This window comes from Janibacter sp. A1S7 (assembly GCF_037198315.1).
GTDB lineage: Bacteria > Actinomycetota > Actinomycetes > Actinomycetales > Dermatophilaceae > Janibacter > Janibacter alittae.
Genome location: NZ_CP144913.1, coordinates 935381 through 955010 on the forward strand (window position 1 = coordinate 935381; position 19630 = coordinate 955010).

Below are 19630 nucleotides of genomic sequence, written 5' to 3' on the forward strand. Positions count from 1 at the left end.
TCGGGTTCGTTGAGCCAGCAGCACCACGAAGTGCTGCAGGCTCAACGAGGTGCTGCCAGCAGCACTTCGTAGGGCCGAGTCCACGGTGTCGTCGTGTGGCCCTTGTCACTTTCGGTGACTTGGGCCACGCTTGGCCGGACAGTGGCAGTCCGGACCAGCAAAGGAAACGCGATGGCCCGCATCACCGTCGATGTCGATGGCATGAGCTACACCCACGACGTGGAACCCCGAACCCTGTTGGTGCACCATCTGCGCGAGACGCTGGGCAAGACCGGCACCGTGGTCGGGTGCGACACGAGCAACTGCGGTGCCTGCACCGTCCTCGTCGACGGGGAGAGCATCAAGTCCTGCTCCGTCCTGGCCGTGCAGGCGGACGGCGCCGAGATCGAGACCGTTGAAGGACTGGCCGCTGCCGACGGGACCATGCACCCGGTCCAGCAGGCCTTCCACGAGCACCACGGTCTGCAGTGCGGTTACTGCACGCCCGGGATGCTCATGCGCAGTGTGTGCTTCGTGCGGGAGAACCCCGATCCGTCCGAGGACGAGGTCCGTGAGGGGCTCAAGGGCAACATGTGTCGGTGCACCGGGTACCAGGGGATCGTCTCGGCGGTCATGGCCTACTCACAGGCCGCCGGCGAGCAGGAGGCAGGACGATGACCGCGACATCCGATGCCGCCACGGACCGGGACGAGCAGCGGCCCGAGATCGGTCGTGCGCGCCTGCGCCGTGAGGACGCCCGTGCCCTGACCGGTCGCACCCGCTGGACCGATGACATGACCCTGCCGGGGATGGTGCACCTGTCGGTGCTGCGGTCCCCGGTGGCGCACGCGACGATCACGACCCTGGACACCGCGCCGGCGGCCCGGGCCCCCGGCGTCGTCGGGGTCTGGACCGGTGAGGACCTGCCGGAGCAGGGAGCGATGCCGACGGCGTGGACCGTCAGCGAAGACATGAAGACGCCGCCGTACTTCCCGCTGAGTGTCGGGGCGGTCAAGCACGTCGGCGACATCGTGGCCGTCGTGGCAGCGATCTCCAAGGAGGCTGCGGAGGATGCCCTCGAGCTGATCGACGTCGACTACGACGAACTGCCGGTGGTCGTCGACCCGTTGGCGGCCAAGCAGGAGGGCAGTCCGCTCGTCCACCCGGACCTCGGCACGAACGTGTGCGCCACCTGGGGGCTGGACTCCGTCTCGCTCGGTACCGGCGGCGATGCGGCCGCGGCGATCCGAGAGGCCGAGTCCGACCCGGACCAGGTCGTCGTGCGCCGCACCCTCCGGCAGAATCGGATCACGCCCGCATACATCGAACCCCGGTCGATCGTGGTCGATCCCACCGCCGAGCAGGTGACGATGTGGTCGGCCACCCAGGTCCCGCACATCGTGCGCATCCTCATGGCGATGAGCCAGCCCATCGAGGAGCACGAGCTGCGGGTCGTGGCCCCGGACGTCGGCGGGGGATTCGGCGGCAAGCTGCAGTTCACCCGTGAGGAGGCCCTCGTGCTCCTCATCGCCCGGCGTCTGCGGGTGCCGTGCAAGTACACCGAGACCCGCAGCGAGTCGATGCAGTCCTCGCACCACGCCCGCGACCAGGTGCAGGAGCTGACCCTCGCCGCGAAGCGCGACGGCACGATCACCGCCCTGGACGTGGACCTCACCGCGGACATGGGGGCGTACCTGGGGATCCTCACGGCGGGGATCCCGCTGCTCGGCGGATTCATGTTCACCGGCATCTACCGGATCCCGGCCTACACCTTCCACTGCACCGACGTCTTCACCAACAAGACGATGACCGACGCCTACCGAGGGGCGGGGAAGCCGGAGGCGACCTTTGGCATCGAGCGGATGATGGACGAGCTGGCCGTCGAGCTGGACCTGGATCCGATCGAGGTGCGGCGACGCAACTGGATCACGCCCGACGAGTTCCCCTACGCCACCGCGGCCGGCCTGACCTACGACTCCGGCAACTACGACCAGGCCACCGACAAGGCGCTGGAGATGTTCGGCTACGACGAGCTGCGGGCCGAGCAGCGGCGTCGCCGCGAGGCACGGGACCCGGTCCAGCTCGGCATCGGGGTGTGCACCTTCGTCGAGCTGTCCGGCCTGGCCCCCAGCCGTGTGCTCGGTGGCTTGAACTACGGGTCGGGCGGCTGGGAGCACTCGAGCATCCGGATGCTGCCGACGGGCAAGGTCGAGGTCGTCGCAGGGACCACCTCTCACGGGCAGGGCCATGCCACCGCCTTCTCCCAGATCGTCGCGGACGAGCTGGGCGTCCCCTTCGACGACATCGTCCTCATCAGCGGTGACACCGCGTCCTCGCACAAGGGCATGGACACGTACGGGTCACGCTCGCTGGTGGTCGGCGGCATGGCCATCGTCGGGGCCGCTCGCAAGGTCGTGGAGAAGGCGAGGCCGATCGCCGCCCACCTGCTCGAGGCGAGCACCGACGACCTCGAGTTCGTGGGTGGGAGATTCTCGGTCAGGGGCACGGCCAGCGGGGTGACGATCCAGGAGGTCATGCTCAGCACCTGGCTCGCGCACGACCTTCCCGAGGGGCTGGAGCCGAATCTGGATGCGGACTTCACGTTCGACCCGGAGAACTTCTCCTACCCGACGGGGACCCACCTGGCGGCGGTCGAGGTCGACACGCAGACCGGACGCGTGACGGTCCGCGACTACGTCTGCGTCCAGGACGTGGGTGTCCTGGTCAACCCGATGATCGTCGACGGCCAGGTGCACGGTGGGCTGACCCAGGGCATCGCGCAAGCGCTGTACGAGGAGATCCAGTACTCCCAGGAGGGGCAGCTGACCAGCGGCACGCTGGCCGACTACCTCGTCCCTGCCGCTCCCGACGTCCTGCGCTATCGCACGGGGACCACGGTGACCGAGGCGACCACCAACACGCTGGGCGTCAAGGCGGTCGGCGAGACGGGTGCCACGGCAGCACCCCCGGCGATCGTCAACGCGGTCCTGGATGCGCTGCGGCCGCTCGGGGTCACCGACATCACGATGCCGTGTACGCCGGTGAAGGTGTGGACCGCGATCCACGAGGCATCCGCACGCACGACCGAGGGAGCGGTGACGGCATGAGGCCCGTGGAGTTCGACTACACCGCACCCACCAGCGTCGAGGACGTGCTGCGGGCCCTGGCCGACAGCGACGACGCCACGATCATGGGTGGTGGCCAGTCGCTGATGCCCGTGCTGCGGATGCGTATGGCCGACCCGGGACTGCTCGTCGACCTTCGTCGGGTGCCCGAGCTGCAGCAGGTGCGCGAGGATGGCGATCACCTCGTCATCGGCGCCATGACCACGCACCACGCCGTGGCGCACGACGCGCTCGTCGCGGAGCATGCCGGGGTGCTGGGTCAGGCGGCTGCCCGCGTCGGTGACCCGCAGATCAGGTACCGGGGAACCACCGGTGGAGCGCTGGCCCACGCCGACCCGGCCGGTGACATCGCCCCCGCCGTGCTCGCCCTCGACGGGGTGATCGAGGTCAGCGGGCCCACCGGTGCGCGGACCGTGCCGGCGGCCGAGTTCTTCCGCGGCCCCTTCACCACCGCTCTGGACGAAGGGGAGGTCGTGACCGCGATCCGGCTGCCCAAGCACACCGGGTGGGGGATGCGGTACGAGAAGTTCTCCCACGTGGCCCAGTCGTGGGCCATCGTCGCCGTGGCGGCCGCTGTCCGGGTCGAGGACGGCGTCATCGCCCGGGTGCGCCTCGGGATGGCCAACATGGGGCAGACCCCGCTGCGGGCGGAGGCTGCCGAGGCAGCACTGACCGGTGCCTCGCTCGAGGCGCAGTCGCTGCACGAGGCCGCGGCGCGCGCCGGTGAGGGAACGTCGCCGGCGGTCGACCCAGCGGGTACGGCCGAGTACCGCCGTCACCTCGCCGGCGTCCTCTCCGGCAGGGCCGTCACGGCAGCTGCCGGGGTGGGCGGATGAGCAGCAGCCGTCCGAAGAGCCGAAGGACAGGAGGTCTGTGAATGAGCGCTGGTACGTCGCAGTTGATCGATCTCAATGCGGACGGCGGTGAGAGTTTCGGTCGATGGGCCCTGGGTGCCGATGAGTCCCTGGCGCCGATGATCTCCTCGATCAACGTCGCCTGCGGGTGGCACGCCGGGGACCCGGCGACCATGGCCACCTCCGTCGCGCTCGCCAAGGAGCACGACATCGGGTTGGGAGCGCACCCGGGCTTCCCGGACCTCACCGGCTTCGGGCGCCGGGCCATGGCGTTCACGCCGACCGAAGCAGCGCAGGCCGTGCTGTACCAGACCGGTGCCCTGCGGGCCTTTGCCGACCACGCGGGTGTCCCCCTTCGCCACGTCAAACCCCACGGCAGCCTGTACGGGCTGCTGATGAAGGACGACGACGCAGCCGATGCCGTGTCCGACGCCGTCGCCGAGGTTGATGCGTCCCTCTTCATCGTGCTGGAGGCCGGGCACTGTGCAGAGCGTCAGCGCAACCGTGGCCACAAGGTGGCGGCCGAGGCCTTCGCCGACCTGGAGTACACGGACGACGGCCACATCATCATCGACCCGAAGAACCAGCGTCGCGACCCCCAGTGGTGCGCCGACCAGGTCGCCGACATCCTCGACGGGCGAATCCGGTCGGTCAACGGCGTCGAGTCCTCGATCCGGGCGGACACGATCTGCCTGCACTCGGACCGGCCCGGGGCCGTGGACAACGCCCGCGCCGTCGTCGACCGCATGACCAGCACGGGGTGGACGATCCGGTCCCTCCACCACATCGACCAGGAGGGTTCATGAGTCAAGCGGTGCAGCTGCCTCCCGCCCGCTACGAGCACGGCGGAGACGAGTTCATCTTCGTCGAGATCGCCGAGGAGATGAGCATGGAGGCCAACATCAAGGCCATGCTCATCACCCAGGAGCTCGAGCGGAGGCAGATGTCGGGTCTCGTCGACATCTGTCCCTCCAATGCCTCCTACCTCGTGCGGTTCGACCCCGATGTCGTCCCCCCGGTGGATCTCATGGGGTTGCTGAAGGATCTGGAGGGGCGCTTCCAGGACGTGCCCGAGGGCTTCACGCTGCAGACCCGGGTCGTGGACGTGCCCGTGCTCTACAACGACCCGTGGACGCACGAGGCGATGATGCGTTTTCGCGACCGGCACCAGGACCCGGAGTCGACCGACCTGGAGTACGGCGCCCGGACCAACGGCTTCGACGCCGTCGACTCCTTCATCGAGCACCTGGCCGGGAACCCCTGGATCGTCACCATGCTCGGCTTCGTGCCCGGTCTGCCGTTCTGCTACCAGCTCGAGCCGAGGGAACGGCAGGTGCAGGTCCCCAAGTACGTGCGACCGCGCACCTTCACCCCGGAGCGGGCCTTCGGGATCGGAGGTGCCTTCTCGGTGGTCTACCCGGTCCAGGGCGCGGGTGGGTACCAGCTGTACGGGATGTCGGCCACGCCGGTGCTCAATGTGCGACAGGACCACCCGGACTTCGACCACTCCATCGTCTTCCCGCGGGCGGGCGACATCCTGCGGTACCGATCGGTGGACCGCACGGAGTTCGACGACACCCGCAAGGAGGTGGAGGCAGGCACCTTCCGGTATCGCCAGCATGACGTCGAGTTCTCGCCGGCTGCCTTCCTCGAGGATCCCCAGGGAGTCAACGACGGCCTGCTGGAGGTGCTGTACCGATGAGTGCGCAGGTGAGAGTGGTGTCGGGTGGGCTGTCGACGACCGTCCAGGACCTCGGCCGCACGGGCCGGTACGCCATCGGGATGCCGCCCTCCGGTGCGATGGACCAGTTCTCCTTCCGCGTCGCCAATCTCCTCGTGGGCAACCCCGAGGGTGCCGCCGCCCTGGAGGCCACCTACATCGGACCCGCGCTGGAGTTCACCGACGACCGGGTCGTTGCCGTGACCGGCGGGGACGCCGCCGTGACGCTCAACGGTGAGCCCATCCCGATGTGGTCGAGCACGACGGTCCGAAGCGGCGACGTGCTGGCGTTCGGGATGATCACGAGCGGCGCGCGTCCGTACATCGCCGTGTCCGGCGGTATCGCCGTGCCCGAGTACCTGGGGTCGCGGTCGACGTACACGTTGATCGGGCTGGGGGGCCACGAAGGGCGCACCCTGACCGAGGGTGACGTGCTCCCGCTGGGGGAGGGCCGGGGTGGGGCGGTGGGCACCGTGGTCCCCGAGGACCTGGTGCCGCACTTCCCGTCCGACGTCGAGGTCAGGGCCGTCGTCGGGTTGTGCTCCTACCGGCTCACGCAGACGGCGATCGAGTCCTTCCTGAGCACCCCGTGGCGGATCACCAAGGATGCGGACAGGGTCGGGTACCGACTGCGTGGCGGCACGCTCGACTTCGTCGAGCGTGAGCAACCGTTCGGGGCGGGCAGCGACCCGGCGAACGTGGTCGACCTCGGCTATCCGTTGGGATCGATCCAGGTGCCGGGTGGGGACGAGCCGATCGTCCTCCTCGGCGACGCGGTCACCGGCGGTGGTTACGTCACGATCGCCACGGTCATCTCGGTCGATCGGGACCTGTTCGGACAGGCCAAGACGGGCGACACGATCCGGTTCCGGGACGTCGGCATCGACGAGGCGCTGGCCGCGCGCGCCGAGAACAACCGACGGTTGGACCGGATCCGTTCGGCACTGACCTGAGACCCCTCGCTAGCAACCACGCAGACCTCGTCGAAAGGAAGCACGATGCCCACGATCCCCTCCCCGCTCCCCGGTGTGTTCTACCGTCGACCGTCCCCGGACCAGGACACCTACGTCAGTGAGGGCGACCAGATCACCGAAGGACAGACGATCGGGCTGATCGAGGTGATGAAGAACTTCACCGAGCTGAAGGCAACGGCAGCCGGGACCGTCACGGAGTTCCTCGTGGACGACGAGTCGGAAGTGTCCGTCGGGCAGGACGTGGCGGTCCTGGAATGAGCGCTGCACCCACCCGGCGCGTCCTGGTCGCCAACCGTGGGGAGATCGCCGTCCGTGTCATCCGGGCGGCGCACTCCTGCGGCTGGGAGGCGGTCGCGGTGCACTCCGATGCCGACGCCGGCTCACGTTGGGTGGCGCTCGCCGACGAGGCCCGCCACATCGGTCCCTCGCCAGCCCGGCGTTCCTACCTCGACATCGACGCGGTCGTGCAGGCGGCCCTGGACTCCGGGTGCACGCACGTGCACCCCGGGTACGGGTTCCTCGCCGAGCGGCCGGAGTTCGCGCGACGCGTCAGGGAGGCAGGTCTGGTCTTCGTGGGACCGTCGGCCGAGGTGATCGAGTCGATGGGCGACAAGGCCTCCGCGCGACGGACCGCCGAGGAGGCCGGTGTCCCCGTCGTCCCCGGTTCGGGAGTCGTCGCCGACCCGGCCGGAGCTCGTGCCGCCGCTGCCGACATCGGCTACCCGCTCCTGATCAAGGCGGCTGCCGGTGGCGGGGGCCGAGGCATCCGCGTGGTGCGGGCCGACGACGAGCTCGAGGGCGCGGTCTCGACCGCGCAGGCCGAGGCCAGTGCGGCCTTCGGCGACGGCTCGCTCTACCTCGAACGGTCCATCGAGGGCGCCCGCCACATCGAGGTCCAGGTCGTGGGTGACACGCACGGCAACGTCGTCCACTTCTTCGAGCGGGACTGCTCGGTCCAGCGGCGTCGGCAGAAGTTGCTCGAGGAAGCGCCCGCACCGGGGCTGTCCACGACGCTGCGGGACGAGATCACCGGCGCGGCGGTCCGCCTGGCCGCGGAGGTCGGGTACCAGGGCGCAGGGACCGTGGAGTTCCTCGTCGAGGGCGAGCGGTTCTACTTCATCGAGATGAACACCCGGATCCAGGTCGAGCACCCGATCACCGAGATGGTCACCGGCACCGACCTGGTCGTCGAACAGCTGCGGGTGGCCGCCGGCGAGCCGCTGTCGGTGTCCCAGGGCGAGATCACCCTGCAGGGCGTCGCCCTCGAGTTCCGGATCAACGCCGAGGACCCGCAGCAGGACTTCTTCCCGTCACCGGGGGAGCTGACCCGCTTCGACCCGCCGAACGGGCCCGGGGTCCGAGTGGACTCCGGCTTCGTCTCCGGTGGTCGGATCGTGCCGTACTACGACTCCCTGGTGGCCAAGGTGGTCGTCCACGGGCGCGACCGGGAGGAGGCGCTGGCTCGGGCCACGCAGGCGCTGACCGAGCTCACCGTCGACGGAGTGGTCACCACCCGTGACCTGCACCTGTCGCTCGTCGCGGACGAGGAGTTCCGCGCAGGGGGCGTCACGACGACGTGGTTCGAGGAGCGATCGACCGCGTCGGACCGGTCTGCGGAGGGCTGAGCCTCCCTTCGCCCGGAGTACGAACTGCTGCAGGCAGCACCTCGTTGAGCCAGCAGCACCACGAAGTGCTGCAGGCTCAACGAAACCGAGCCTGCAGCACTTCGTGGGGGACGAGCGGAGATCAGGCGCTTGGAGCCTGGATCTCGCGCTTGAGGATCTTGCCCGTCGGGCCCTTGGGGATGTCGTCGAGGACCCAGACGGTGCGCGGGTACTTGTAGGCCGCGATCCGGTCCTTGACGTAGGACCGGATCGCGTCGACGTCACCCGAGGCGCCCTCGCGCAGCGAGACGGCAGCGCCGACGTCCTCACCGAGCTCGTGGTCGGGGACGCCGATGACGGCGCACTCCAGCACGTCCGGGTGGGTGTAGAGCACCTCCTCGACCTCCCGCGGGTAGACGTTCATGCCACCGCGGATGATCACGTCCTTCTTGCGGTCGACGATCGTGTAGTAGCCGTCCTCGTCGACGCTGGCGATGTCACCGGTGCGGAACCAGCCGTCCGGGATGGCCGTCGCCGTCTCCTCGGGCTTGTTCCAGTACCCCTTCATGAGGTTGTCGCCGCGGATGGCGATCTCGCCGACGCCCTCGCCCGGGCCGACCTGCTCGCCCTGCTCGCCGATCAGCCTGATCTCGCAGCCGGGGATCGCCCGACCGATGGTGCCGGGCTTGCTCGGCCGGTCGAGCATGTTGAAGGAGGCGACCGGGGAGGTCTCGGACAAGCCGTACCCCTCGAGCAGGCGCACCTTGAACCTCGACTCGAACTCGGTGAGGGTCTGCTCCGGCAGTGACGAGCCGCCGCTGACGCAGGTGCGCAGACTCGTGGTGTCGGTGGAGTCCGCCGCGGGGTGGTGCAGCATCGCGCCGTACATCGTCGGCACGCCCTCGAAGATCGTGACCTTGTCGCGCTCGATGATCTCCAGCGCCTTGCCCGGCTCGAAGCGGGGGAGGAGGGTGAGCGTGGCGCCGGTGCGCACCGAGGCGTTGAGTCCGCAGGTCAGGCCGAAGACGTGGAAGAGGGGCAGGCACCCCATGACGACGTCATCGACCGCGATCCGGATGATGTCCTCGGCCGAGCGCTTGGCGTTCAGGTCGAGATTGCGGTGGGTCAGCTCCGCCCCCTTCGGCCGGCCGGTGGTACCGGAGGTGTAGAGGATGACCGCGGTCTCCTCGTCGTCGCGCTCGACCGGCGTGGCGACCGGCTCCCCGGACGGCAGGTCCTCCTCGCTCGGGCCGACCGGACCGGAGGCGATGACCTTCGTCGAGGTGCCCTGCGCACCGCCCTGAGCCTCCGCGAGGAAGTCACCCCAGGCGAAGGCGAACGTCGCACCGGAGTCGGTGAAGAAGTACTCGACCTCCTGGGCCTTCAGCAGCGGGTTCATCGGCACGACGGTCCCGCCGGCCAGCAGGGTGCCGTAGAAGAGCACCGGGAAGGCGGGGATGTTCGGCAGGATCAGTGCGACGCGGTCGCCCGGCTCCAGACCAGCGGCGCGCAGGGCGCCGGCGGTCTTGGCAGCCATGCCGTGCAGCTGCTGCCAGGTCAGCTCCGCGTCGTCGAGCTTGATCGCCACCTTGTCGGGGTGGGTCTGGGCGGTCGCAACGAGGTTGCTGGCCAAGTTGGTCATGGATAACTCCTGGGTAGCCGGTGGGGTGGTGCCATCCAACACCGTGATCGGCGTCGGGCGGAAGGGGGGTCCGGCCGGGTGATCCTGTCGGTGGCCTGCGGCAGGATGGGAGTGTGACTGAGATCCCCGAGACCGACGAGTCCGCAGGCCGGGTGGAGCCGGAGACCCCCGCCGACGTGCCCGAGCAGGTCCGCGCGGAGTGGGCGGAGCTGGCCGAGCAGGCCATGACCGCGCAGTTCGCCTACCACGGCAAGGACGCTCCGACGATCAGCGACGGCGCCTACGACGGGCTCATCCGACGGTTGCAGGAGATCGAGGCGACGCACCCCTCCCTTCGCACCCCGCAGTCGCCCACCCAGACCGTCGGAGGAGCGGTCTTCTCCACCGAGTTCACCGCCGTCGACCACCTCGAGCGGATGCTCTCGTTGGACAACGCCTTCGACGGTGACGAGCTCGTCGACTGGGCCGCGCGCGTGGAGCGCGAGGTCACCGGGTTCCACTACCTGTGCGAGCTGAAGATCGACGGCCTCGCCGTCAACCTGCTGTACGAAGGGGGGAGGCTCACCCGCGCGCTGACGCGGGGCGACGGTCGCACCGGCGAGGACATCACGATGAATGTGCGCACCGTGGAGGGGATCCCCACCCGGCTCGACGACAGCGAGCACCCCGTGCCCGATCTCGTCGAGGTCCGCGGGGAGGTCTTCTTCCGGCTCGAGGACTTCGCCGAGCTCAACGCCGGGCTGGTCGAGTCGGGCCGGGCCCCCTTCGCCAACCCGCGCAACTCTGCTGCTGGGTCGTTGCGGCAGAAGGACCCCCGCGTCACCGCCCGTCGGCCGCTGCGCATGCTCGTGCACGGGATGGGGCGTCGCGAGGGCTTCGACGTCGACAGCCAGAGCCATGCCTACGAGCTCATGGCCGCGTGGGGGCTGCCGACCTCGCCGCACTACGAGGTCTTCGACTCGATGACCGAGGTTCGTCGCTTCATCTCGCAGGTGGAGGAGCAGCGTCACGACTACGACCACGAGATCGACGGTGTCGTCGTCAAGGTCGACGAGATCGCGGTGCAGCGCCGACTGGGCACCACCTCGCGCGCCCCTCGGTGGGCCATCGCCTGGAAGTACCCGCCCGAGGAGGTCAACACCACCTTGCTCGACATCCAGGTCAACGTCGGGCGCACGGGGCGGGTGACCCCCTTCGGGGTGATGGAGCCGGTGACCGTGGCCGGGTCCACGGTCTCCCTGGCGACCCTGCACAACGCCCATGAAGTCAAGCGCAAGGGCGTGCTGATCGGTGACACGGTGGTGCTGCGCAAGGCCGGCGACGTCATCCCCGAGATCCTCGGCCCGGTGGTCGAGCTGCGTGACACCGACGGTGTCGCTCGTACAGAATTTCAGATGCCGACGCACTGCCCCTCCTGCGGCACGGTGCTCGGCCAGCAGAAGGAGGGTGACAAGGACCTTCGCTGCCCCAACGCGCGCACCTGTCCCAGCCAGCTGCGCGAACGGCTCTCCTCGTTGGCCGGGCGTGGGGCGTTCGACATCGAGGTTCTCGGGTGGGAGGGCGTCGTCGGGCTGCTCGACGCCGGCGTGCTCACCGACGAGTCGACCCTCTTCTCGCTGACGGCCCAGGACGTCTTCCGGGTGCCGCTCTACCGTCGCAAGGCCAAGAAGGGGGACCCGGAGGAGGCGGTGCGCGACGGGCAGGTGCTCTCCGAGAACGGCCGCAAGCTCATCGACCACCTGCGCGAGGCCAAGGAGCAGCCGCTGTGGCGGGTGCTCGTCGCGCTGTCCATCCGGCACGTCGGTCCGACCGCGGCACGGGCGTTGGCGCAGCACTTCGGGTCGATCGCGGCGATCCGCACGGCCACCGAGGAACAGCTCGCCGACGTCGAGGGGGTCGGCCCGACGATCGCGGCCGCCGTGCGCGAGTGGTTCGACGGCGAGGACCACGAGTGGCACCGCCAGATCGTCGATCGGTGGGCTGCCGACGGAGTGCGCATGGAGGACGAGCGGGACGAGTCGATCGCGCAGACCCTGGCCGGGGTGACCGTCGTCGTGACCGGCTCGCTGGAGGAGTTCAGCCGCGACTCGGCCAAGGAGGCCATCCTCGAGCGCGGCGGCAGGGCCTCGGGATCGGTGAGCAAGAAGACCGACTGGGTCGTCGTCGGGGACAACGCCGGGACGAAGGAGGCCAAGGCCCGTGACCTCGGCCGACCCATCCTCACCGAGGAGCAGTTCGTCGAGCTGCTCGAGACGGGGACCGTGGTCGGCTTCGACGGGGACGACGACGGCGACGACGACGCGTGAGCGAGGGCATCGATCGGGCGACGGCACAGTGGTACGTCGAGACGGCGCTGGTGCGACTGCTCGCGAAGGCAGACGAGCTCGTCGACGGCGGCGAGGAGCTGCTCTCCCGCCAGCCCGACCTCGAGGGCGCCAACAGCGTCTTCGCGATCATCACGCATTGCTGCGGGGTGCTGGAGCACTGGGGCGGCGAGGTCATCGCCGGGCGTGAGACCAACCGTGACCGTGCCTCGGAGTTCACCGCCACCGGCACGATCGACCAGCTGGAGGAGCGGGTGTCCGCGCAGCTGCGCCGGTGGCGGGCGGACCTCGCGGACTTCGACGCGGGGGAGGTGCCGCGCGGCCCCACCGAGCGGTACGAGGGGGAGCCGGACGTCATCACCCAGGGATTCGTCGTGCTGCACGTCATCGAGGAGCTCTTCCAGCACCTCGGCCACGTCGACCTCACCGTCGACCTGCTCACGGGCAGCTGACCCCCTTCGCTCCGGCGGACTCGCACCGCCCTGCCGGACCTCTCCCGCGGGTCACTCGCGGTGGCGGGGTACCGACGACTACGGTCGGGTTGTGAGTGACGACAGCGTGACCAGCCCGGAGCCCGACCTGCAGTCCTTCGCCGACCTCGGTCTCGACGACCGGGTCGTGCGCGCCCTGAAGGACATCGGCTACGAGACGCCGTCCCCGATCCAGGCGGCGACGATCCCCGCGCTGCTCGAGGGGCGTCACGTCGTCGGGCTGGCGCAGACGGGCACGGGCAAGACCGCGGCCTTCGCCCTGCCGATCCTCAGCCGGCTCGACCCGAAGCAGAAGTCGCCCCAGGCGCTCGTCCTGGCTCCGACCCGTGAGCTCGCGCTGCAGGTGTGCGAAGCGATCGAGAAGTACGCCTCGCGCATCCCCGGCGTGCGCGTCCTGCCGGTGTACGGCGGTCAGGGCTACGGCGTGCAGCTCAGTGCGCTCCGCCGTGGTGTGCACATCGTCGTCGGTACCCCCGGTCGCATCATGGACCACCTCGAGAAGGGCACGCTCGACCTGTCGGACCTGCGCTTCCTCGTGCTGGACGAGGCCGACGAGATGCTCAAGATGGGCTTCGCCGAGGACGTCGAGACGATCCTGGCAGAGACCCCGCAGGAGAAGCACGTCGCGCTGTTCTCCGCGACGATGCCCACGCAGATCCGGCGCATCTCCAAGAAGTACCTGACCGACGCGCTCGAGATCACGGTCGAACGCACCTCGGCCACGGCGCCCGACATCACCCAGCGCTACCTCATCGTCTCCTACCCGCAGAAGGTCGACGCCCTGACGCGGATCCTCGAGGTCGAGAACTTCGAGGGGATGATCGTCTTCGTCCGGACCAAGAACGAGACCGAGACGCTCGCCGAGAAGCTGCGTGCCCGGGGGTTCTCCGCCGCAGCCATCAACGGCGACGTCGCCCAGGCGCAGCGCGAGCGCACCGTCGCCCAGCTGAAGTCGGGGAAGCTCGACATCCTCGTCGCCACCGATGTCGCCGCCCGCGGGCTCGACGTCGAGAGGATCAGTCACGTCGTCAACTACGACATCCCGACCGACACGGGGTCCTACGTGCACCGCATCGGGCGCACCGGTCGTGCCGGGCGCTCGGGCGATGCGATCTCCTTCGTCACGCCGCGCGAGCGCCACCTGCTGAAGTCGATCGAGAAGGCCACGCGCACACGGCTGACCGAGATGCCGCTGCCCAGCGTCGAGGACATCAATGCCACCCGGCTGAGCCGGCTCGACGACCGGATCACGGCGGCGCTGGCCACCGACGACCTGGCCTCCTTCAGGGACGTCGTCGCCCACTACGTGCGCGAGCACGACGTGCCGGAGCTGGACGTCGCCGCGGCCCTGGCGATCGTCCTGCAAGGTGATGAGCCGATGCTCCTCGACCCGGAGCCGGTGCGGCCACCGCGTCGCGAGCGTGACGACCGTGGCCGAGGGGACCGCCCCGGCCGGACGAAGGGGGACAAGGGCGCCCAGCGTGGTGCATCGGGGCCGATGGCCACCTACCGGATCGCCGTCGGACGACGGCAGAAGGTCGAACCACGCCAGATCGTCGGCGCCCTGGCCAACGAGGGCGGTCTGGGCCGTCAGGACTTCGGCCACATCGACATCCGTGCCGATCACTCACTCGTGGAGCTGCCCGCGACGCTGCCTCCCGGGACGGAGGACAAGCTGCGTCGCACCCGGATCTCCGGTCAGCTCATCGAGCTGCGCCAGGACCGGGGCCGTGGCGGTGGCTCCGCGAAGAAGCCACATCGCAAGGGTGGACGCGCCTGAGTGTGATCTGGTGCTCCGGCCGCGTGCAGCCCGGTCAGCCGAGCGCCTTGACCGCGGCGTCGTAGTCCGGCTCCTGGGTGATCTCGGGGACCATCTCGGTGTGGATGACCGTGCCGTCTGCGTCGAGGACGACGACCGAGCGGGCGAGCAGCCCCGCCATCGGGCCATCGGCCATCGTCACGCCGTAGTCCTCACCGAAGGCGGAGCGGAAGGCCGAGCCGACCTTGACGTCCTCGATGCCCTCTGCGCCGCAGAACCGCGCCTGCGCGAAGGGAAGGTCCTTCGAGACGTTGACGACGGTCGTGTTGTCGAGGCTCGCGGCGAGCTCGTTGAACTTGCGCACGCTCGTCGCGCAGACACCGGTGTCGATGCTCGGGAAGATGTTCAGGACGACGCGGCCGGACAGGTCGGCGCTCGTCAGCGCGGAGAGGCCGTCGCCGACGAGATCGAAGGCCGGAGCGCTGGCGCCGGAGGCCGGCAGCTCGCCGACGGTCTTGACGGGGTTGCCCTTGAATGCAGTGGTAGCCATACCCCATGCCTACACGTTCAGCGGCGCGCTGTCTGCACCCGCCCGCCATCCGGCCCCACGTCCGACCGGCGCGGCCGGCCGAGCATCAGGCGGGCAGCGGCCCCGGCCCGGGCACGTTCGCCGCGTGCCCGTCGGTACGCAGCCGGGAGCGCAACCGCTCGGCGGCCGCCTCGAAGCGCTCGTCCGGCAGATCGGTCATCACCTTGCGCGGGTCGAAGTCCTCGTGCGAATAGGCCGGCCACAGGTGCACGTGCAGGTGCGGCACCTCGAATCCCTCCACCATCATCCCGACCCGCGGGGCGTCCCACTCGGCCTGCTGGGCCCGGCCGATGATCTGAGCCACGTGCTGCAGGTGCGCCCAGGTCGCGGTGTCGGCGTCGGTCCACCGATCGATCTCCTCGCGGGAGACGACCATCGTGTGCCCGTCTTGCATCGGGTCGATGGTCAGGAAGGCCACGCAGGTCTCGTCCGACCAGACGAAGCGTCCGGGGATCTCGCCGGTGATGATCTTGGTGAAGAGAGTCGTCATGTCCCAAGCCTAGGGTGGAGGTATGGCACCCGACTCCCTTCGCCTCGCCGGTGCGCAGTTCACCGCCACCGGGGACCCGGGCGAGAACCTCCGCACGATCGCTGACCTGACCGCCCGCGCAGCCGAGCGAGGTGCCCGCCTCGTGGTGCATCCCGAGGCAGCGATGGCGTCCTTCGCCGGCCGCCTCGACACCGTCGCCGAGCCCCTCGACGGGCGCTTCGCGGACGGGGTGCGCGCGCTCGCGGTCGAGCACGACGTCACCGTGGTCGTCGGGATGTTCACCCCTGCGGACGCGATCACCACGCACGACGGGAGGGACCGCAGCCGGGTGCACAACACCCTGCTCGTCACCGGGCCCGGGACGAGCGAGACCGCCTACCGCAAGATCCATCTGTACGACGCCTTCGGCACCACGGAGTCCGACTCCGTCGCGCCCGGCGACGAGGTCGTCACCGTCGAGGTCGACGGATGGACCGTCGGCCTCTCGACCTGCTACGACGTGCGCTTCGGTGAGCAGTTCACCCAGCTGGGCCGCCGTGGCGCCGAGCTCGTCGTCCTGCCCGCCTCGTGGGGCGATGGCCCCGGCAAGGCGTCGCAGTGGGACCTGCTCACCCGAGCCCGGGCCCACGACGCCCAGGCCTGGCTGCTCGCCGTCGGGCAGGCCTGGACGAAGGATGCGGTCAACGGGCCCCTCGGTATCGGCCGCTCGGTCCTGGCCGACCCGACCGGCGAGGTGCGCGCCCGGCTCGGCGGGGGAGAGGACGTGCTCGTCGCCGACATCGACCGCGCCACAGTGGAGCGCACCCGGGCCCTCGTCCCCGTGCTCTGATATGTAGGCGCGGTGGTTGCCGGGGTCTTCATGGGGTCTGAGCGGGCCACCGCGCCCGACCCGCTGGCTCGGTCTGCCCTCCGGGGCCCGAGACCGGACCTACCTGCGGGTACGACGAGCACTTGCGGACGTCGGTGGGTCCGTAGGGCTGATTTTCCGGGGTTCAGGTGGCGTAGCCATCGGGAAGTGGTCGTCGTACCCGCAAGTAACCCTGCTGGACCGTGCGGATGACGAGGGCTCGGACCCGCTCCGGGTGGTGCATCACCTGGTCCCAGCTGAACCGCAGCACCAGCCACCCCTGCGCGATCAGGCGGTTGTACCGGATGCAGTCGCGCTCCAGCGCGGCTCGGTCCCCGTGCCACGCGAAGGAGTCCGCCTCGAGCACCAGCCGCAGTCCCCGGTCGGCCAGGTCGACGATGCCGATCAGTCCCTCCTCATCAGAGATGTGCACCTGCGGGTCGAGCGTCAGGCCCGGGATGTCGGAGACGATCCACCGAAGCACCGATTCGAAGGGGTTGGCAGCCAGTGGGCTGGCTCGCCGGATGCGGTCCTCGGCCTTCCGTCGATACCGCGGGGGCAGGCGGGCCGCGCCCAGCAGGAGCTCATCCCGTTCCACCGCGCCCTCCCGCAGGGCGGAGTCCAGCACCGCGATCGCCTCGTCCGCGGGCAGCAGACCGGCGCAGTCCAGCGCGGTCCGCACACGAGTGGTGACCCAGCCGTCCTCGCGGTCGCCGGAGGGGATGTCGCGCATGCGTACGTCGATGCCGCGCTTCGCCAGCGAGGGGACCCGTCGATTGCGGGGAACCGCCACCTGGGGGCGGGTCGGCACCCACTTCGTCGGCCACCCCCACCGGGCGGCAGCGCTGAGCAGAATCGCCGTGCCGGACAGCTCGTGGGCAGCTCGCCGTCCTGCCTCGGCCAACTCCCTCAGCTCCGCCCTCTCGCCGATCCGGGGTGCTGCAGGTAGCGCGTAACGACCACGTGCTCGCCGCAGCACGGAGCCGTCGGTCACGGCTCGGCGCAGCGCGCCTTCGGTGACGAGCGCGAGGATCTCGCCGCGAGCGGCGACCCCGCCCAGCGAGGCGAGAGCTTCGGCCGCGTCCATGCACACCATCGTCGGGGGCCACGGCGATGACCGCTCAGAACTGTCCACAGGTTCGCTACCTGCGGGTACGGCGGGCACGTGCGGTGACCGGGGGATCCGCAGGCCTGATTTCCCGGGGTCCAGCCGACGCGTCTGTCGGGAAGTGGTCGTCGTACCCGCACGTAACCACAGGTGGGTGGCCCACCGCAGCCCCGCCGCCGTCCGGCGCGGTGGCCAGAGCAACGCGGCGGCGGGGTGAGCAGACCTGTCTCGCCGCCCGACGACCGGGGACCGGGCACCGCCTGCCAACTCCTAGACTGTCCGGCATGGCAGACCTCTCCCGTGACGACGTGGCACACCTGGCCTCGTTGGCCCGCATCGACCTCTCCGGCGCCGAGCTCGACTCGATGGTCGGTGAGCTCGCTCAGATCATCGCCTCCGTGGAATCGGTGCAGCAGGCGCCGATCGCGGATGTGACGCCGATGAGCCACCCCATGCCGATCACCAACGTCACCCGCCCGGACGAGGTTCGTCCGTCGCTGACCCCCGAGGAAGCCCTTGCCGGCGCCCCGGACTCGGAGCTGTCCCGCTTCGCCGTGCCGCGCATCCTCACCGAAGACTGACGACCGACCTCCGCGAAGGACCCCACGTGAGTGACCCCACCCGCATGACCGCTGCCGCGCTCGCCGACGCGCTGGCGTCCGGTGACCTCTCCTCGGAGCAGGTCACCCGCGCCCACCTCGACCGCACCGAGGCCGTGGACGAGACCATCGGGGCCTACCTGCACGTCTCGGCCGAGTCCGCCCTGGCGCAGGCCCGTGCCGTCGACGAGCGCCGGGCGAAGGGGGAGGACCTCCACCGCCTGGCCGGTGTCCCCATCGCCGTCAAGGACGTGATGACCACGACCGGCATCCCGACGACCGCCGGGTCGAAGATGCTCCAGGGCTGGGTCCCGCCCTACGACGCGACGGTGGTCAGCAAGCTGAAGGCCGCCGGTCTGCCGATCCTCGGCAAGACCAACATGGACGAGTTCGCCATGGGCTCCTCGACGGAGCACTCCGCCTTCGGCCGGACCCGCAACCCGTGGGACCTCGACCGCACCCCCGGCGGCTCCGGCGGTGGATCCAGCGCGGTCGTCTCGTCCTGGCAGGCCCCCTTCGCCACGGGCACCGACACCGGCGGCTCGATCCGCCAGCCCGCGGCCCTGACCGGCTCGGTCGGTGTCAAGCCGACCTACGGCGCGATGTCGCGCCACGGCTTGATCGCGATGGCCTCCTCCCTCGACCAGGCGGGTCCCTGCGCGCGCACCGTCCTCGACACCGCTCTCCTGCACGAGGTCATGGCCGGGCACGACCCGCTCGACTCGACCTCGATCGACCAGCCCGTCCCGGACGTCGTCGGTGCTGCGCGGCGCGCGGACGTCTCCGGTATGAGGATCGGCATCGTCAAGGAGCTGACCGGTGACGGATTCGCCCCGCAGGTCCAGGCCCGCTTCGACGAGGCCGTGCAGCATCTGGTCGACGCCGGCGCCGAGGTCGTCGAGGTCTCCTGCCCCAACTTCGTCCATGCGCTCGGGGCGTATTACCTGATCATGCCGAGCGAGGCGAGCAGCAACCTCGCCCGCTTCGACGCCATGCGTTACGGCCTGCGCGTCGCGCCCGAGGGCATCGATGCGCCCAGTGCCGAGCAGGTCATGGCTGCCAGTCGCGACGCCGGCTTCGGCGACGAGGTCAAGCGGCGCATCATCCTGGGGACCTACGCACTGTCCTCGGGCTACTACGACGCCTACTACGGCAACGCCCAGAAGGTGCGTCGCCTCATCGCCGACGACTTCGCCACGGCCTTCCAGACGGCCGACGTCCTCATCAGCCCGACGGCCCCGACGACGGCTTTCCGCTTCGGGGAGAAGACCGACGACCCGACCGCCATGTACGCCGGGGACATCGCCACGATCCCGGCCAACCTCGCCGGCGTGCCCGGCATGTCCCTGCCGAGCGGCCTCGCCGAGGACGGCCTGCCCGCGGGCTTCCAGGTCCTCGCCCCGGCGATGGCCGATGACCGCCTGTACACCGTCGGCGCCGCGCTCGAGCAGCGCCTCGTCTCCGCCTGGGGCGGTCAGCTGCTGCAGCAGGCCCCCGACCCGGCCACCACGAAGGGAGCCTGAGA

Annotated in this window: 18 protein-coding genes; 14 read left to right on the top strand and 4 right to left on the bottom strand. The window is 70.0% G+C overall.

What is annotated here, in order from left to right; all coding sequences use genetic code 11:
* Positions 1–171 precede the first annotated feature (171 nt).
* From V1351_RS04575 to V1351_RS04610, 8 genes are read left to right on the top strand one after another with little or no spacing between them, the layout of a single operon-like run.
* Positions 172–657, top strand: a complete 486-nt coding sequence (locus V1351_RS04575) for a (2Fe-2S)-binding protein (protein WP_338751145.1) — start codon at positions 172–174, stop codon at positions 655–657.
* Positions 654–3086: a xanthine dehydrogenase family protein molybdopterin-binding subunit gene (locus tag V1351_RS04580; RefSeq protein WP_338751147.1), complete on the top strand. Its 2433-nt coding sequence runs from the start codon at positions 654–656 to the stop codon at positions 3084–3086. The genes V1351_RS04575 and V1351_RS04580 overlap by 4 nt, the downstream gene beginning before the upstream one ends.
* Positions 3083–3940, top strand: a complete 858-nt coding sequence (locus tag V1351_RS04585; protein WP_338751149.1) for an FAD binding domain-containing protein — start codon at positions 3083–3085, stop codon at positions 3938–3940. The genes V1351_RS04580 and V1351_RS04585 overlap by 4 nt, the downstream gene beginning before the upstream one ends.
* 41 nt (positions 3941–3981) lie before the next feature.
* A complete protein-coding gene (locus V1351_RS04590) occupies positions 3982–4764 on the top strand; it encodes a LamB/YcsF family protein (RefSeq protein ID WP_338751151.1) in 783 nt (260 codons plus the stop codon).
* Positions 4761–5660: a 5-oxoprolinase subunit B family protein gene (locus V1351_RS04595; RefSeq protein ID WP_338751153.1), complete on the top strand. Its 900-nt coding sequence runs from the start codon at positions 4761–4763 to the stop codon at positions 5658–5660. Before V1351_RS04590 ends, V1351_RS04595 begins: the two co-directional genes overlap by 4 nt.
* Positions 5657–6631 (top strand): biotin-dependent carboxyltransferase family protein, encoded by a 975-nt coding sequence (locus V1351_RS04600; protein WP_338751155.1) that lies wholly within the window; start codon positions 5657–5659, stop codon positions 6629–6631. The genes V1351_RS04595 and V1351_RS04600 overlap by 4 nt, the downstream gene beginning before the upstream one ends.
* A gap of 45 nt (positions 6632–6676) precedes the next feature.
* Positions 6677–6910, top strand: coding sequence for an acetyl-CoA carboxylase (locus V1351_RS04605; RefSeq protein ID WP_338751157.1), 234 nt, complete (start codon positions 6677–6679; stop codon positions 6908–6910).
* On the top strand, positions 6907–8277 hold the full coding sequence (locus V1351_RS04610; protein ID WP_338751159.1) for an acetyl-CoA carboxylase biotin carboxylase subunit: 1371 nt from the start codon (positions 6907–6909) through the stop codon (positions 8275–8277). The genes V1351_RS04605 and V1351_RS04610 overlap by 4 nt, the downstream gene beginning before the upstream one ends.
* Before the next feature lie 121 nt (positions 8278–8398).
* On the opposite strand, the gene V1351_RS04615 is transcribed toward V1351_RS04610, so the two are convergent.
* Positions 8399–9898, bottom strand: coding sequence for a long-chain-fatty-acid--CoA ligase (locus V1351_RS04615; RefSeq protein ID WP_338751161.1), 1500 nt, complete (start codon positions 9896–9898; stop codon positions 8399–8401).
* Between the two features lie 113 nt (positions 9899–10011).
* Here V1351_RS04615 and ligA point away from each other — a divergent pair, with 113 nt between their 5' ends.
* The 3 genes from ligA to V1351_RS04630 all read left to right on the top strand — a co-directional run bounded on the left by ligA (position 10012) and on the right by V1351_RS04630 (position 14493).
* Positions 10012–12204, top strand: coding sequence for an NAD-dependent DNA ligase LigA (gene ligA, locus V1351_RS04620; protein ID WP_338751163.1), 2193 nt, complete (start codon positions 10012–10014; stop codon positions 12202–12204).
* Positions 12201–12674, top strand: a complete 474-nt coding sequence (locus tag V1351_RS04625; RefSeq protein WP_338751165.1) for a DUF664 domain-containing protein — start codon at positions 12201–12203, stop codon at positions 12672–12674. Before ligA ends, V1351_RS04625 begins: the two co-directional genes overlap by 4 nt.
* Before the next feature lie 91 nt (positions 12675–12765).
* Positions 12766–14493, top strand: coding sequence for a DEAD/DEAH box helicase (locus V1351_RS04630; protein WP_338751167.1), 1728 nt, complete (start codon positions 12766–12768; stop codon positions 14491–14493).
* A 34-nt stretch (positions 14494–14527) separates the two neighbouring features.
* On the opposite strand, the gene tpx is transcribed toward V1351_RS04630, so the two are convergent.
* Together tpx and V1351_RS04640 are read right to left on the bottom strand one after the other, a co-directional pair.
* A complete protein-coding gene (gene tpx / locus V1351_RS04635; protein ID WP_338751169.1) occupies positions 14528–15022 on the bottom strand; it encodes a thiol peroxidase in 495 nt (164 codons plus the stop codon).
* A gap of 85 nt (positions 15023–15107) precedes the next feature.
* Positions 15108–15551 carry an HIT family protein gene (locus V1351_RS04640; RefSeq protein ID WP_338751171.1) on the bottom strand — a complete coding sequence of 148 codons (444 nt, stop codon included), beginning with the start codon at positions 15549–15551 and terminating at the stop codon, positions 15108–15110.
* Between the two features lie 22 nt (positions 15552–15573).
* Here V1351_RS04640 and V1351_RS04645 point away from each other — a divergent pair, with 22 nt between their 5' ends.
* Positions 15574–16380 carry a carbon-nitrogen hydrolase family protein gene (locus tag V1351_RS04645; protein ID WP_338751173.1) on the top strand — a complete coding sequence of 269 codons (807 nt, stop codon included), beginning with the start codon at positions 15574–15576 and terminating at the stop codon, positions 16378–16380.
* A gap of 163 nt (positions 16381–16543) precedes the next feature.
* Here the strand turns inward: V1351_RS04645 and V1351_RS04650 are convergent, their stop codons facing one another.
* Positions 16544–17485 (bottom strand): DUF559 domain-containing protein, encoded by a 942-nt coding sequence (locus V1351_RS04650; protein WP_338751175.1) that lies wholly within the window; start codon positions 17483–17485, stop codon positions 16544–16546.
* Positions 17486–17790: 305 nt separating this feature from the next.
* On the opposite strand from V1351_RS04650, the gene gatC reads away from it, so the two are divergent.
* A complete protein-coding gene (gatC, locus tag V1351_RS04655) occupies positions 17791–18087 on the top strand; it encodes an Asp-tRNA(Asn)/Glu-tRNA(Gln) amidotransferase subunit GatC (RefSeq protein WP_338751177.1) in 297 nt (98 codons plus the stop codon).
* A gap of 26 nt (positions 18088–18113) precedes the next feature.
* The gene (gatA, locus tag V1351_RS04660) at positions 18114–19628 is read left to right on the top strand and encodes an Asp-tRNA(Asn)/Glu-tRNA(Gln) amidotransferase subunit GatA (protein WP_338751179.1); all 1515 of its coding nucleotides are present in this window, start codon (positions 18114–18116) and stop codon (positions 19626–19628) included.
* The last annotated feature ends 2 nt before the right edge of the window (positions 19629–19630 follow it).